8 protein-coding genes are annotated in these 14,080 nt (G+C 72.3%); 7 read left to right on the plus strand and 1 reads right to left on the minus strand.

Annotated elements, in window-relative coordinates:
- Window positions 1-328 precede the first annotated feature (328 nt).
- The 6 genes from M1O15_RS01640 (at window position 329) to M1O15_RS01665 (ending at window position 11,235) form a co-directional block, all read left to right on the plus strand.
- Window positions 329-1,150, plus strand: a complete 822-nt coding sequence (locus M1O15_RS01640; protein ID WP_248631317.1) for an ATP-binding cassette domain-containing protein — start codon at window positions 329-331, stop codon at window positions 1,148-1,150.
- Window positions 1,147-2,484, plus strand: a complete 1,338-nt coding sequence (locus M1O15_RS01645) for a sugar ABC transporter permease (protein WP_248631318.1) — start codon at window positions 1,147-1,149, stop codon at window positions 2,482-2,484. The genes M1O15_RS01640 and M1O15_RS01645 overlap by 4 nt, the downstream gene beginning before the upstream one ends.
- 164 nt (window positions 2,485-2,648) lie before the next feature.
- Window positions 2,649-4,574 (plus strand): 1-deoxy-D-xylulose-5-phosphate synthase, encoded by a 1,926-nt coding sequence (gene dxs / locus M1O15_RS01650; protein ID WP_248631319.1) that lies wholly within the window; start codon window positions 2,649-2,651, stop codon window positions 4,572-4,574.
- A 576-nt stretch (window positions 4,575-5,150) separates the two neighbouring features.
- On the plus strand, window positions 5,151-6,707 hold the full coding sequence (locus M1O15_RS01655) for an amino acid permease (protein ID WP_372499331.1): 1,557 nt from the start codon (window positions 5,151-5,153) through the stop codon (window positions 6,705-6,707).
- A gap of 385 nt (window positions 6,708-7,092) precedes the next feature.
- Window positions 7,093-8,067 (plus strand): LacI family DNA-binding transcriptional regulator, encoded by a 975-nt coding sequence (locus tag M1O15_RS01660; protein ID WP_248631321.1) that lies wholly within the window; start codon window positions 7,093-7,095, stop codon window positions 8,065-8,067.
- A 72-nt stretch (window positions 8,068-8,139) separates the two neighbouring features.
- The gene (locus M1O15_RS01665; RefSeq protein WP_248631322.1) at window positions 8,140-11,235 is read left to right on the plus strand and encodes a glycoside hydrolase family 3 N-terminal domain-containing protein; all 3,096 of its coding nucleotides are present in this window, start codon (window positions 8,140-8,142) and stop codon (window positions 11,233-11,235) included.
- A gap of 199 nt (window positions 11,236-11,434) precedes the next feature.
- Here the strand turns inward: M1O15_RS01665 and M1O15_RS01670 are convergent, their stop codons facing one another.
- Window positions 11,435-11,812 (minus strand): PIN domain-containing protein, encoded by a 378-nt coding sequence (locus tag M1O15_RS01670; protein ID WP_248631323.1) that lies wholly within the window; start codon window positions 11,810-11,812, stop codon window positions 11,435-11,437.
- Window positions 11,813-11,882: 70 nt separating this feature from the next.
- Between M1O15_RS01670 and recQ the strand changes: the two genes are divergently transcribed.
- On the plus strand, window positions 11,883-13,913 hold the full coding sequence (gene recQ / locus M1O15_RS01675; RefSeq protein WP_372499332.1) for a DNA helicase RecQ: 2,031 nt from the start codon (window positions 11,883-11,885) through the stop codon (window positions 13,911-13,913).
- Window positions 13,914-14,080 lie beyond the last annotated feature (167 nt).

Below are 14,080 nucleotides of genomic sequence, written 5' to 3' on the forward strand. Positions count from 1 at the left end.
CTGGGACCACCCGGCCGGAGCCGCACGCCGCCGCAAGGCCCGAGCCTTCGGCCGTACGCGGACCACCGGACCACCCCGGACCACCCCGGACCGCCCCGCACCGCCCCCGGCGGCCCGCGGGGCCGGGCCACGCGGGACCACCCGGCGCCCCGGCGGCGGCCACCGGCCCCGACGACCCGAGCCCCGGACCCGTACCGGACCAGTCCCGCACCGGCACGGTGCGGGCCCCGGCCGGCTCGTACGGCACCGGTACCGGCACCGGCCACGTCCGTCCCGGCCCCCTCATGCTCGACGCACCACCATCCCCGCCGGTCAGGCGGCGAAGGAGATGATTCACGTGTCCGCTACGCCCGTGCTGGCGTTGCGCGGGGTCTCCAAGCGGTTCGGCGCCGTCCAGGCGCTCACCGACGTAGACCTGGAGATCCACGCCGGCGAGGTGGTCGCCCTCGTCGGCGACAACGGCGCCGGCAAGTCGACGCTCGTCAAGACCATCGCCGGGGTCCACCCCATCGACGACGGCACCATCGAGTGGGAGGGCCGGGCGGTCCGCATCAACCGCCCCAACGACGCCCAGACCCTCGGCATCGCGACCGTCTACCAGGACCTCGCCCTGTGCGACAACCTCGACGTGGTCGCCAACCTCTTCCTCGGCAGCGAGATCACCTCCGGCTCCGTGCTGAACGAGATCGCCATGGAGAAGCGCGCCAAGGAGCTGCTGGACACCCTGTCCATCCGCATCCCCAGCGTCCGCATCCCGGTCGCCTCGCTCTCCGGCGGCCAGCGCCAGGTCGTCGCCATCGCCCGCGCGCTGATCGGCGACCCCAAGATCGTCATCCTGGACGAGCCGACCGCGGCCCTCGGCGTCGAGCAGACCGCCCAGGTCCTGGACCTGGTGGAGCGGCTGCGCGAGCGTGGCCACGGCGTCATCCTGATCAGCCACAACATGGCCGACGTCCGCGCCGTCGCCGACAAGGTCGCGGTCCTCCGGCTCGGCCGCAACAACGGTGTCTTCCCGGTGAAGGACACCTCCCACGAAGAGATCATCGCCGCCATCACCGGCGCCACGGACAACGCCGTGACCCGCCGCCAGGCCCGCACCGCCACCCCGGCCGGCGCGACCGCGACCGTCACGAAGGAGGACGCGAAGTGAGCGACCTCACCAAGACCCCCGAGCCCGGCACCCCCGCCGAGCAGTCCGCCGCGACCAAGGCGCCCGCCGGCGCCGCCCCCGCCGCCGAGCAGTCCGCCGCGCCCCTCCCGGCCGTGGACCCCCGCCTCCTGGTCCGCGAGGAGGGGCTCAAGGGCTACTGGACCGAGTTCACCCGCAAGGTCCGCGGCGGTGAGCTGGGCTCGCTGCCCGTCTTCATCGGCCTGATCGTCATCGCGATCGTCTTCCAGCTGCAGAACGACAAGTTCCTCTCCGCCAGCTCGGTCGCCAACATCGCCGTCTACAGCGCCGGCCTCGGCATCATGGCCGTCGGCATCGTCTTCGTGCTGATCCTCGGCGAGATCGACCTCTCGGTCGGCTCGGTCGCCGGTGTCGGCGCCGCCGTCTGGGCCGTGCTCAACGTGAGCAACGGCATGAACGACTGGCTCGCCGTCGCCATCGCCCTGCTCTCCGGCCTGGCGCTCGGCCTGCTGCACGGCGTGTTCTTCGCCAAGATCGGCGTCCCGGCCTTCGTGGTCACCCTGGCCGGCTTCCTCGGCTGGAGCGGTCTGCAGATCTGGATGCTCGGCTCCGAGGGCTCCATCAACACCCCCAGCGGCGGCATCGTCGAGAACCTGACCGGCTACTACTTCGAGGACAAGGCCGCCGCCTACGGGCTCGCCCTGGTCGCCGTCCTCGGCTACGCCGCCTCGCTGCTGCTGGACGCCAAGCGCCGCAAGGCCGCGAGCCTGCCGTCCCGCCCGACCAGCGAGATCGTGCTGCGCACCGCCGTGGTCGCCGTCTTCTGCTTCGTCGTCGCCTACGTGCTCAACGAGCCCGAGGGCGCGCGCGGCCTCCCGCTCGCCCTGGTGCTCTTCCTCGCCGTCCTCGTGGTGGCCGACTTCGTCGCCCGCCGCACCACCTTCGGCCGCCAGGTGTTCGCCGTCGGCGGCAGCGCCGAGGCCGCCCGACGCGCCGGTATCAACGTCGACCGGGTCCGGATCATCGTCTTCGGCCTGTCCGGCATGCTCGCCGCCTTCGGCGGCCTCTTCGTGGCCAGCCTCTCCGGCGGCGCCACCAAGAACCTCGGCTCCGGCAACACGCTGATGCTGGTCATCGCCGCCGCGGTGATCGGCGGCACCAGCCTCTTCGGCGGCCGCGGCAAGGTCTGGTCCGCCCTCCTCGGTATGATCGTCATCCAGTCGATCCAGCAGGGGCTCAACCTGCTCGGCATGGCGAGTGAGATTCAGTACATGATCACCGGCGCGGTGCTGCTGGCCGCCGTGGTCATCGACTCGGTCTCCCGCCGCACCCAGAAAACCGCTGGTCGCGCCTAGTACGACCGCTTTGTGCCCGGCACCGGTGAACCGGTGCCGGGCACCTTCGCGTCTAAGCCATTGGCGTGACGCACACCCCGCCGCCCCATGACCGGTCCCGGGAGCGGAACATTAGACTCGACAAAATCGGCAGCTCGACCAGCTCAACACGCAAGGAGGCACGGGTGGCTCTGCTGACCCGTATCACGGGCCCGCGCGATCTCGACCGGCTCTCCCCGGAGCAGCTGGACCAGTTGGCCGCGGAGATCCGGACCTTCCTGGTGGACGCCGTCTCCAAGACCGGCGGCCACCTCGGTCCCAACCTGGGAGTGGTCGAGCTGACCATCGCCCTGCACCGGGTCTTCGAGTCGCCCAAGGACAGGATCCTCTGGGACACCGGCCACCAGTCCTACGTCCACAAGCTGCTCACCGGCCGCCAGGACTTCTCCAAGCTGAAGATGAAGGGCGGCCTGTCCGGCTACCCGGCGCGCGCCGAGTCCGAGCACGACGTCATCGAGAACAGCCACGCCTCCACGGTGCTCGGCTGGGCCGACGGCCTGGCCAAGGCCAACCAGATCCTGCGCCGCGACGACCACGTGGTCGCCGTCATCGGCGACGGCGCGCTCACCGGCGGCATGGCCTGGGAGGCGCTCAACAACATCGCCGAGGCCAAGGACCGCCCCCTGGTCATCGTGGTCAACGACAACGAGCGCTCCTACGCGCCCACCATCGGCGGCCTCGCCAACCACCTGGCGACCCTGCGCACCACCGACGGCTACGAGCGCTTCCTGGCCCGCACCAAGGAGATCCTGGACCGCACGCCGGTCGTCGGCCGCCCGCTGTACGAGACGCTGCACGGCGCCAAGAAGGGGCTGAAGGACTTCATCGCCCCGCAGGGCATGTTCGAGGACCTGGGCCTGAAGTACGTCGGCCCGATCGACGGCCACGACCTGGAGGCCCTGGAGTCCGCCCTGGTCCGCGCCAAGCGGTTCGGCGGCCCGGTCATCGTGCACTGCCTCACCGAGAAGGGCCGCGGCTACCAGCCCGCGCTCCAGGACGAGGCCGACCGCTTCCACGCGGTGGGTAAGATCCACCCCGACACCGGGCTGCCGATCTCCTCCTCCGGCGCCGACTGGACCGGGGTCTTCGCCGACGAGATGGTCGAGCTCGGCCGCGAGCGCGAGGACATCGTGGCCATCACCGCGGCGATGCTCCAGCCGGTCGGACTGGACAAGTTCGCCAAGCACTTCCCCGAGCGGGTGTTCGACGTCGGCATCGCCGAGCAGCACGGCGCGGTCTCCGCCGCCGGGCTCGCCACCGCCGGGCTGCACCCGGTGTTCGCCGTCTACGCCACCTTCCTCAACCGCGCCTTCGACCAGGTGCTGATGGACGTGGCCCTGCACAAGTGCGGCGTCACCTTCGTGCTGGACCGGGCCGGGGTCACCGGCACCGACGGCGCCTCCCACAACGGCATGTGGGACCTGTCCATCCTCCAGGTCGTCCCCGGCATCCGGATCGCCGCCCCGCGCGACGCCGACCAGGTCCGCGCCCAGCTGCGCGAGGCCGTCGCCGTCGAGGACGCCCCCACCGTGGTCCGCTACAGCAAGGGCGCGGTCGGCCCCGCCGTCGAGGCGGTCCGCCGGGTCGGCGGCATGGACGTCCTGCGCGAGGCGGGCTCCGACAAGCCCGACGTCCTCCTGGTCTCCGTCGGCGCCCTGGCGCCCATGTGCCTGGAGATCGCCGAGCTGCTCCAGGCCCAGGGCATCACCACCACCGTGGTCGACCCCCGCTGGGTCACCCCGGTCGACCCGGCCCTCGCCCCGCTCGCCGCCGAGCACCGGGTGGTCGTCACCGTCGAGGACAACGGCCGCGTCGGCGGTGTCGGCTCCACCATCGCCCAGTCCCTGCGGGACGCCGGGGTGGACCTCCCGCTGCGTGACTTCGGCATCCCGCAGCGCTTCCTCGACCACGCCTCGCGCGGCGAGGTCATGGCCGAGATCGGGCTCACCGCCCCCGACATCGCCCGCCAGGTCACCGGCCTGGTCTCCACCCTCGACGGCCTCCCCACCGAGAACGCCGAGCACGCCGAAGTGGCCTCCGGCCGCGACTGACCCCCGCCCGCTGCCGCCCCCGTAGCCCACCGAGGGCCCGCCCGGCCCCTCGGTGCGGCGGCACCGCCCGGCACCGAAGGCGGTACGAGCCGGGGCCCAGGCCCCAGCACCAAAGCCGTACGCCCCCCTGCCCCGCCCCGCCACAACCCCCGAGGCGCCGCCCGGCCCACCAGCCGAGCGGCGCCTCACCCATCACCCCGGGTCAGCCCCCCGCCGAAGCTCCCCGCGCCCCGCGCCCTCCGGCGTCCCGTGCCATCCGCACCCTGCACTCCGAGCCCTCCCCGACTCAGCTCCCGCGTCCCGCGCCACCCGCATCCCCGCCTTCGGCGCCCCGCGCCACCCGCGCCCCCCGCCTCAACCTCCGGCGCCCCGCGCCCGCTGCAACCCCGCCACCCGCGCCCCGGGCAATCCCCACCTCCCCTCGCCGTCCCCGCCCCTCCGGGCGCCCCGCGCTCTCACGTCCCTTTCGCCCCCTCGCCGCGTTGACCCGCCCGGAGTACCGTGAGGGACCTCGATCGGTCCTTTCGTGTGAAGAACCGCCCGCCGGGGAGGCGCCGTCTTGCGCTGCTCCCAATCATGGGCGGAAGAGCCGATGGCGACGGAGGTACGCCGGTGAGTACGGGGCAGCAACCACGAGGCACCGGAGTTTTCCGGACCAAGAGCATCGAGCAATCCATCCGGGACACCGAGGAACCGGAGCACGCGCTCCGGAAGTCCCTGTCCGCCTGGGACCTCACGGTCTTCGGCGTCGGCGTGATCATCGGCACCGGCATCTTCGTGCTGACCGGCAAGGTCGCCAAGGAGAACGCCGGACCCGCCACCGCCCTCGCCTTCGTCGCGGCCGGCATCGTCTGCGCGCTCGCGGCGCTCTGCTACGCCGAGTTCGCCTCCACCGTCCCGGTGGCCGGATCCGCGTACACCTTCTCCTACGCCTCCATCGGCGAACTGCCCGCCTGGATCATCGGCTGGGACCTCGTCCTGGAGTTCGCGCTCGGCACGGCGGTGGTGGCCGTCGGCTGGTCCGGCTATGTGCGCTCACTGCTGGACAACATCGGCTGGCATCTGCCCGCCTGGCTGCAAGGCCCGGACGCGGCCGGAGGCACCTTCGACCTCCTCGCCTTCCTGCTGGTCCTGGTGATCACCGGCGTCCTGGTCGTCGGGATGACCCTGTCCGCCCGGATCACCTCCGTGGTGGTGGCCATCAAGGTCACCGTGGTGATGATCGTGATCATCGCCGGGCTGTTCTTCATCGTCGGCTCCAACTACTCGCCGTTCATCCCCGAGGCCGTCACCCCGGAAGGCGGCAGCTCCGGCTGGGACACCCCGCTGGTCCAGACGATCTTCGGCTACGAGCCCACCAACTTCGGCGTCATGGGCATCTTCACCGCCGCCTCGGTGGTCTTCTTCGCCTTCATCGGCTTCGACGTGGTCGCCACCGCCGCCGAGGAGACCAAGCTCCCGCAGCGCGACATGCCCCGCGGCATCCTCGGCTCGCTGGTCATCTGCACCGTGCTCTATGTGGCGGTCTCCCTGGTCGTCACCGGTATGCAGAACTACAAGGAGCTCTCCGTCAGCGCCCCGCTCGCCGACGCCTTCAAGGCCGCCGGCCATCCGGTGTACGCGGGCATCATCAGCTTCGGCGCCGCCGTCGGCCTCACCACGGTCTGCCTGATCCTCTTCCTCGGCCAGACCCGGGTCTTCTTCGCGATGAGCCGCGACGGGCTGCTGCCCCGCTTCTTCTCCGTCACCCACCCGAAGTACAAGACCCCCTACCGCCCCACCATCCTGCTCGGCGTGATCATCGCCATCGTCGCCGGCTTCACCAGCATCAACGAGCTGGCGACCCTGGTGAACATCGGCACCCTCTTCGCCTTCGTGGTGGTCGCCCTCGGCGTCATCGTGCTCCGCCGCACCCGGCCCGACCTGGAGCGCGCCTTCCGCACCCCCTGGGTCCCCGTCCTGCCCATCCTCTCGGTCGCCGCCTCGCTCTGGCTGATGCTCAACCTGCCCAACGAGACCTGGTTCCGGTTCGCCGTGTGGATGGCCATCGGTGTGGTCGTCTACTTCCTCTACGGCCGCTCACACAGCCGTCTCGGCCGCGGTGAGACGCTCTCCGCCGACCGTCGCCCCTGAGGACCCATCCGCATCCGACGACCACACACCCACCCGGCGCGGCCGGTGCCCCCTCCACCCAGGGGCACCGGCCGCGCCGCGTTCACCGGCACAGCGCCGCCCACCCCGTACCGCCGCCTTCGACCCGTCCGGGCTGCGCCAGGCCACCTGGGACCCCGCCGAGCGGCCGGCGGAGGCGAACCGCCGCTCCCAGGCCCCGTCAACCCCTCCCGCATTCATCTCCCGAACGCACAACTCGCCTCGCCCGCCCGTGAATTGCCCACCCGCCGAATCCGGCGTGAAGTCTTGACGCAACACCTCCCGCCCGCTTGACTCTCCGCACCCACACCGCGGAACCGGTTCCGGTACCGGTACCAATCCCGGACCCCGACCCGAAAGGGCCCCGATGCGTGTCACGATCGCCGACGTCGCACGCGCGGCCGGGGTCAGCAAGACAACGGTCTCCCGGGTGCTCAACACCAAGGCGGACGTGGACGCCGCCACCGCCGCCCGGGTTCGCGAAGTGATCGACTCCCTCGGCTATGTCCCCAGCTCCGGCGCGGTCGGACTGGCCCGCGGCCGCAGCCGCACCGTCGCCATGCTCACACCCCCGCTCACCTGGCCCTGGATGGGCGAGGTCCTCCAGGGCGCGGCCGACACCGTCGAGGCGGCCGGCTACGGACTGCTGCTGCACACCTGCAACCGGGGCACCGCCTCCATCGGCCACTTCACCAGCCAGGTCTCCGCCCGGGCCTTCGACGGGCTGCTGGTGGTCGAACCGGACAACACCCTGGACACCATCACCACCCTGCATCGCCGGGGCCTGCCCGTCGTCCTCATCGACGACCGAGGCCACCACCCGGAATTCCCGTCCGTCGCCACCACCAACCGCGAGGGCGGCGCCTCGGCCGCCCGCCACCTCGCCACCGCCGGCCGCACCCGCCCCCTGATCCTGGCCGGCCCCACCGCCTTCGGCTGCGTCCGCGAACGCCTCGACGGCTTCCTCGGCGTCCTGCCCACCGACCTCATCACCGAGGGCGAACTGACCGAGGACTCCGGCCGCACCGCCGTCACACACGCCCTCGCCGCCGACCGCCCCTTCGACTCCGTCTTCGCCCACAACGACCTGATCGCCATCGGCGCCATCCGCGCCCTGCGCGCCGCCGGCCGCCGCGTCCCCGACGATGTCGCCGTCATCGGCTTCGACGACATCCCCGCCGCCCGGCAGACCGAGCCGCCGCTCACCACGGTCCGCCAGCCGATGCGCGCCATGGGGGAGCGGGCCGCCCGGCTGCTGCTCCGGCACCTCGCCGGCACCCCCGCGCCCACCGACCCGGTGATCCTCCCCACCGAACTGGTCATTCGCGCCTCGGCCCCCTGACCCCGCCCGCACCCCGCCGAACAGGCCCCAGCGGCAGTCCGCCCCCGTACGCCCATCCCACAGGAGCCCTCGATGCCAGGACCCCGCAAGAGATCCCGCAAGAGGTCCCGTACGGCCGGCACGGCGCTGCTCGCCGCCACCGCCGTGCTGGGCTCACTGCTCGCCGGAGCGCTGCCCAGCGCCGCCGCGCCCGCCGACGAGCCCCCGCCCGTCCCGGTGGACCGCTTCGAGGGCGAGGTGCCCTTCGCCAACCCGCCCGCCAACGGAATCTTCACCTGGGGCAGCGACGCCGACGACCACCCCAAGCTACGGCTCACCGAACGCGCCGACGCCCCCGAAGGCGCCAAGGTCCTCGAAGGCGACTACGGCATCAGCGGCTGGGGCGGCCTCAGCCATGAGTTCGCCGTCGACAGCCCACCGCACGACTGGACCGCCGCCAAGGGCCTGCGCTTCTGGTGGTACGGCCAGAACAAGGCACCCCTGCCCCCTGGCTCCGGTAAGCGCGTCCACTTCGAGATCAAGGACGGCGGAGCCAACGGAGGCGCCTCCGAACTCTGGACCACCTCCTTCACCGACGACTTCGAAGGCTGGAACCTGGTCGAGATCCCGTTCTCCGACTTCGTCTACCGCACCGACTACCAGCCCGTCGGCGGCATCGACCAGATCCTCGGCCTCAACGAGATGTGGGGCTGGGCCCTCACCCTGCCGCCCGGCGCACCCGGCTCCTTCGCCATGGACGGCCTGGAGCTCTACGGCAAGGCGGACCCCGCGCTCACCGCCAAGGTCCTCACCGACGCGGCCGTCCACCCCGTCGACGAGGGCGGCACCGCCACCGTCGGCATCTCCGTCGCCACCACCGGCTCCGCCCCCATCACCGAACCGGTGACCGTCGCCTACACCACCGGCAGCGGCAGCGCCGAACCCGGCAAGGACTACCGTCCGGTCTCCGGCACCCTCACCTTCCCCGCCGGCACCGCCTCCGGCACCACCCGCACCGTCACCGTCACCACCACCAAGGACCGCGCCGCCGAGGCCGCCGAAACGATCCCGCTCACCCTCACCGTCACCGGCGCCAAGCCCCCCGCCGAGAACCCCCAGGTCGTCGTCAACGCCCACGACCTCCCCTACCTCAACCCCAGGCTTCCTGTCCCCACCCGCGTAACCGACCTGCTCTCCCGCCTCACCCTCGCCGAGAAGGTCGGCCAGATGACCCAGGCCGAGCGCAACGCCCTGCGCTCCCAGGGCGACATCGCCGGCTACGACCTCGGCTCACTGCTCTCCGGCGGCGGCTCGGTCCCCACCCCCAACACCCCGGCCGCCTGGGCCAGGATGGTCGACACCTACCAACTCCGCGCCCAGGCCACCCGCCACCAGATCCCGCTGCTCTACGGCGTGGACGCCGTGCACGGCCACAACAACGTCGTCGGCGCGACGATCATGCCGCACAACATCGGCATCGGCGCCTCCCGCGACCCGAAGACCGCCGAGCGCACCGGCGCGGTCACCGCCAAGGAGGTCCGCGCCACCGGCATCCCCTGGGACTTCGCCCCCTGCGTCTGCGTCACCCGCGACGAGCGCTGGGGCCGCTCCTACGAGGCCTTCGGCGAGGACCCGGCCCTGGTCACCGCCATGGAGACGGTCATCAAGGGCATGCAGGGCCACCCCGACGGCCGCGACCTGGACCGCCGCGACAAGGTGCTGACCAGCGCCAAGCACTTCGTCGGCGACGGCGGCACCGAGTACGGCTCCTCCACCACCGGCTCGTACACCATCGACCAGGGCGTCACCAAGGTCACCCGCCAGGAACTGGAGGCCGTCCACCTCGCCCCCTTCGCCGAGGCCGTCAAGCGCGGCACCGGCACGGTGATGCCCTCGTACTCCTCCCTCGACGTCCTCGGCGACGACCAGGGCCCGGTCAAGATGCACGCCAACGCCGAGATGATCAACGGCGTCCTCAAGGACCGCATGGACTTCCAGGGCTTCGTCATCAGCGACTGGCAGGCCATCGACCAGATACCCGGCGACTACCCGAGCGATGTGCGCACCTCGATCAACGCCGGCCTCGACATGATCATGGTCCCCACCGACTACCCGGCCTTCACCCGCACCCTCACCGCCGAAGTGACGGCCGGCCGCATCCCCCTCACCCGCATCGACGACGCCGTCTCCCGCATCCTGACCCAGAAGTTCCGGCTCGGTCTCTTCGAACAGCCCTACGCCGACACCACCCACCTCTCCACGATCGGCTCACCCGCCCACCGCGCCGTAGCCCGTGAAGCCGCCGCGAAATCCCAGGTCCTCCTCAAGAACGACAACGGCGTCCTTCCCCTCTCTCCCTCCCAGAAGGTCTACATAGCCGGCTCCAACGCCGACGACCTCGGCAACCAGGCCGGCGGCTGGACCATCAGTTGGCAGGGCGCCTCCGGCAAGACCACCACCGGCACCACCATCCTCGAAGCCATGCGCAAGGCAGCCCCCGCCGCCGCCCTCACCTACTCCAAGGAGGCCACCGCCCCCACCGCCGGCCATGACGTCGGCGTGGTCGTCGTCGGCGAGACCCCCTACGCCGAGGGCATCGGCGACGTGGGCAACGGCCACGACCTCACCCTCTCGCCCGCCGACCAAGCCGCCATCGACAAGGTCTGCGCCGCCATGAAGTGCGCCGTCCTGATCGTCTCCGGCCGCCCCCAGCTCATCGGCGACCGCCTCCCCGCGATCGACGCGCTGGTCGCCTCCTGGCTGCCCGGCACCGAGGGCGACGGCGTCGCTGACGTCCTCTACGGCAAGCGCCCCTTCACCGGCCAACTCCCCGTCACCTGGCCCAAGTCCGAAGCCCAGCTGCCCATCAACGTCGGCGACGAGACCTATGATCCCCAGTACCCCTACGGCTGGGGCCTGACCACCCTCTCCCGCCCCCCGGCCGGCGGCGAACTCACCCTCAAAGCCCTCGCCCTGACCGCCAAAGCCCTGACGACGGCAGGCCGGGGCTCATCCCCCGAAGCCCGCGAACTCGTCGCCAAGGCCCGCCAACTCGTCCAGCACCGCATCGGCCAGCGCCTCACCCCCCAGGTCTCCGCCCCCTTCGCCGAGGCCGACCACCTCCTCCTCACCGGCAACCCCGCCGCCGCGATAGCCAAACTCACCACCGCGTACCGCGCCGCGGCCTAGCGGTTGTCCTCGACCCGGGCCGTCGGCCCGGAGGTCATCAACCACGGCGAAACGGATCAGCCGCCCACCGGCCGGGTGGGGGTACGCAGGGTCGCGCGCTGGGGGTCCCCCCTGGACGGAGTCCTTGGGGGAGGAGCCACCGGGCAGCAGCCCGGCCCGGCCCCCGGCCGCGCCCGCCGCCCACCCCGCCCCCACAACGTCACCGCACAGCCCGCGGCCCCACACACTCCGCCCCATGCGCCTCCACCCGGCGCCGCAGCTCCCGGTCCGCGGTCACCACCACACACCGCCGCCCGGCGGCCCCCGCCGCCAGCTCCACGATCAGGTCGTCCCCACTCCCCGGCGCCGCCTCCACCCGTACCCCCGGCACGCCCGCCACGTCCCGGGCCCGGCCCTCGACCACCAGGATCACCTCCAGGGGCGGCTCCAGCCCCGCCGCACCGCTCTCGGCGAGGGGGACCAGCCGGTCCCGGAGCCGTTCCGCGGCGCCGTGCCGGTCCCGCCACCAGCCGTCCGGGACCGAGCCCACCACGTTCGCCCCGTCCACGATCAGCACCGCCCGCGCGTCCTCCGTCATGGGACCAGGGTGCCAGGTCCCCGGTGGCCGGTTTTGGTCCGTACGGGTGGTCCGTCCGTAGACTCGTCCAATGACCACAGCGGGCCAGCACCACGGACCGGCCGACAACCACCCCCCGGCCGACATCCCGGACGACAGCTACGACGCGTACGACGAGCCGCCCTACGACCCGGCGTACGACGACATGCCGCCGCCCGAGGAGGACGGCCCCCTCGACGAGCACCCGGGCGACCACCCGCACCGCGGCGACGAGCCCGGCCGGGTCCGGGACGCCACCGGGGAGAAGCCGCTGGACGTGCTCGCCCGGGTCTTCGGCTACGACGCCTTCCGCGGGGAGCAGCAGGAGATCATCGAGCATGTGGTGGCCGGCGGCGACGCGCTCGTCCTGATGCCGACCGGCGGCGGCAAGTCGCTCTGCTACCAGATTCCCGCCCTGGTCCGTCGCGGCACCGGCGTGGTCATCTCCCCGCTGATCGCCCTCATGCAGGACCAGGTGGACGCCCTGCGCGCGCTCGGTGTGCGCGCGAACTTCCTCAACTCCACCCAGGACCTGGACGAGCGCCGCCTGGTGGAGGCCGAGTTCGCCTCCGGCGAGCTGGACCTGCTCTATCTCGCGCCCGAGCGGCTGCGCGTACCGGCGACGCTCGATCTGCTGAACCGCGGCACCATCTCCCTCTTCGCCATCGACGAGGCGCACTGCGTGGCGCAGTGGGGCCACGACTTCCGGCCCGACTACCTCCAGCTCTCCCAGCTGCACGAGCGCTGGCCGGACGTGCCCCGGATCGCGCTGACCGCGACCGCCACGCCCGCCACCCACCAGGAGATCGCCTCCCGGCTGAAGCTGGACGAGGCCCGGCACTTCGTGGCCAGTTTCGACCGGCCGAACATCCAGTACCGCATCGCCCCGAAGAACGAGCCCAAGAAGCAGCTCCTCGACCTGCTCCGCAGCGAGCACGCCGGGGACGCCGGCATCGTCTACTGCCTGTCCCGCGCCTCGGTGGAGAAGACCGCGCAGTTCCTGGTGGACAGCGGGATCGACGCCGTCCCGTACCACGCCGGTCTGGACGCCCGGGTCCGGGCCGCCAACCAGTCCCGCTTCCTGCGCGAGGACGGCCTGGTGGTGGTCGCCACCATCGCCTTCGGCATGGGCATCGACAAGCCGGACGTCCGCTTCGTCGCCCATCTGGACCTGCCCAAGTCGGTCGAGGGCTACTACCAGGAGACCGGTCGCGCGGGCCGCGACGGACTGCCGTCCACCGCCTGGCTGGCGTACGGCCTCCAGGACGTCGTCCAGCAGCGGAAGATGATCGACGGCAGCGAGGGCGACGCCGAGCACCGCCGCCGGCTCACCGCCCACCTCGACGCCATGCTGGCGCTCTGCGAGACCGTGGAGTGCCGCCGGGTGCGGCTGCTGGCCTACTTCGGCCAGGAGTCCGGCCCCTGCGGCAACTGCGACAGCTGCCTGACCCCGGCCAAGTCCTGGGACGGCACCATCGCCGCGCAGAAGCTGCTGTCCACCATCGTCCGGCTGAAGCGGGAGCGGAACCAGAAGTTCGGCGCCGGTCAGATCATCGACATCCTGCTGGGCAAGAAGACCGCCAAGGTCATCCAGTTCGACCACGACGCGCTCAGCGTCTTCGGCATCGGCACCGAGCTGCGCGAGGCCCAGTGGCGCGGGGTGGTGCGCCAGCTGCTCGCCCAGGGCCTGCTGGCCGTGGAGGGCGACTACGGCACCCTGGTGCTGACCGAGGCCTCCAAGGAGGTGCTCGGCGGAGGCCGCGAGGTGCCGCTGCGCAGCGAGCCGGAGCGCCCGGTGAAGGCGGCTACGAGGTCGGGTGGCGGCTCCCGCAAGTCGGCCCCCGCCGCCGACCTGCCACCCGAGGCGGCACCCCTCTTCGAGCGGCTGCGCGCCTGGCGCGGGGCCACCGCCAAGGAGCAGGGCGTCCCGGCGTACGTGATCTTCCACGACGCCACACTCCGGGAGATCGCCACCACCCGGCCCGGCTCACTCGCCGAGCTCGGCGGGGTCGGCGGGGTCGGCGAGAACAAGCTGGCCAAGTACGGCCAGGCCATCCTGGACACCCTCGCCGAAGAAGCCTGAGCCCCCAGTCCATCCGGCCACCCAGCCACCGGGCCGCACCGGCCACTTAGCTACCCCGGCCACCCAGCCCTCCAGCCACCCCTGGGCCAGCCCGGCCCCCCCCCCCCCCCCCGGCCCCCCCCCCCCCCCCCCCCCCCCCCCCCCCCCCCCCCCCCCACCCCCCCCGC

Source organism: Streptomyces lichenis (assembly GCF_023218175.1).
Classification (GTDB): Bacteria; Actinomycetota; Actinomycetes; order Streptomycetales; family Streptomycetaceae; genus Streptomyces; species Streptomyces lichenis.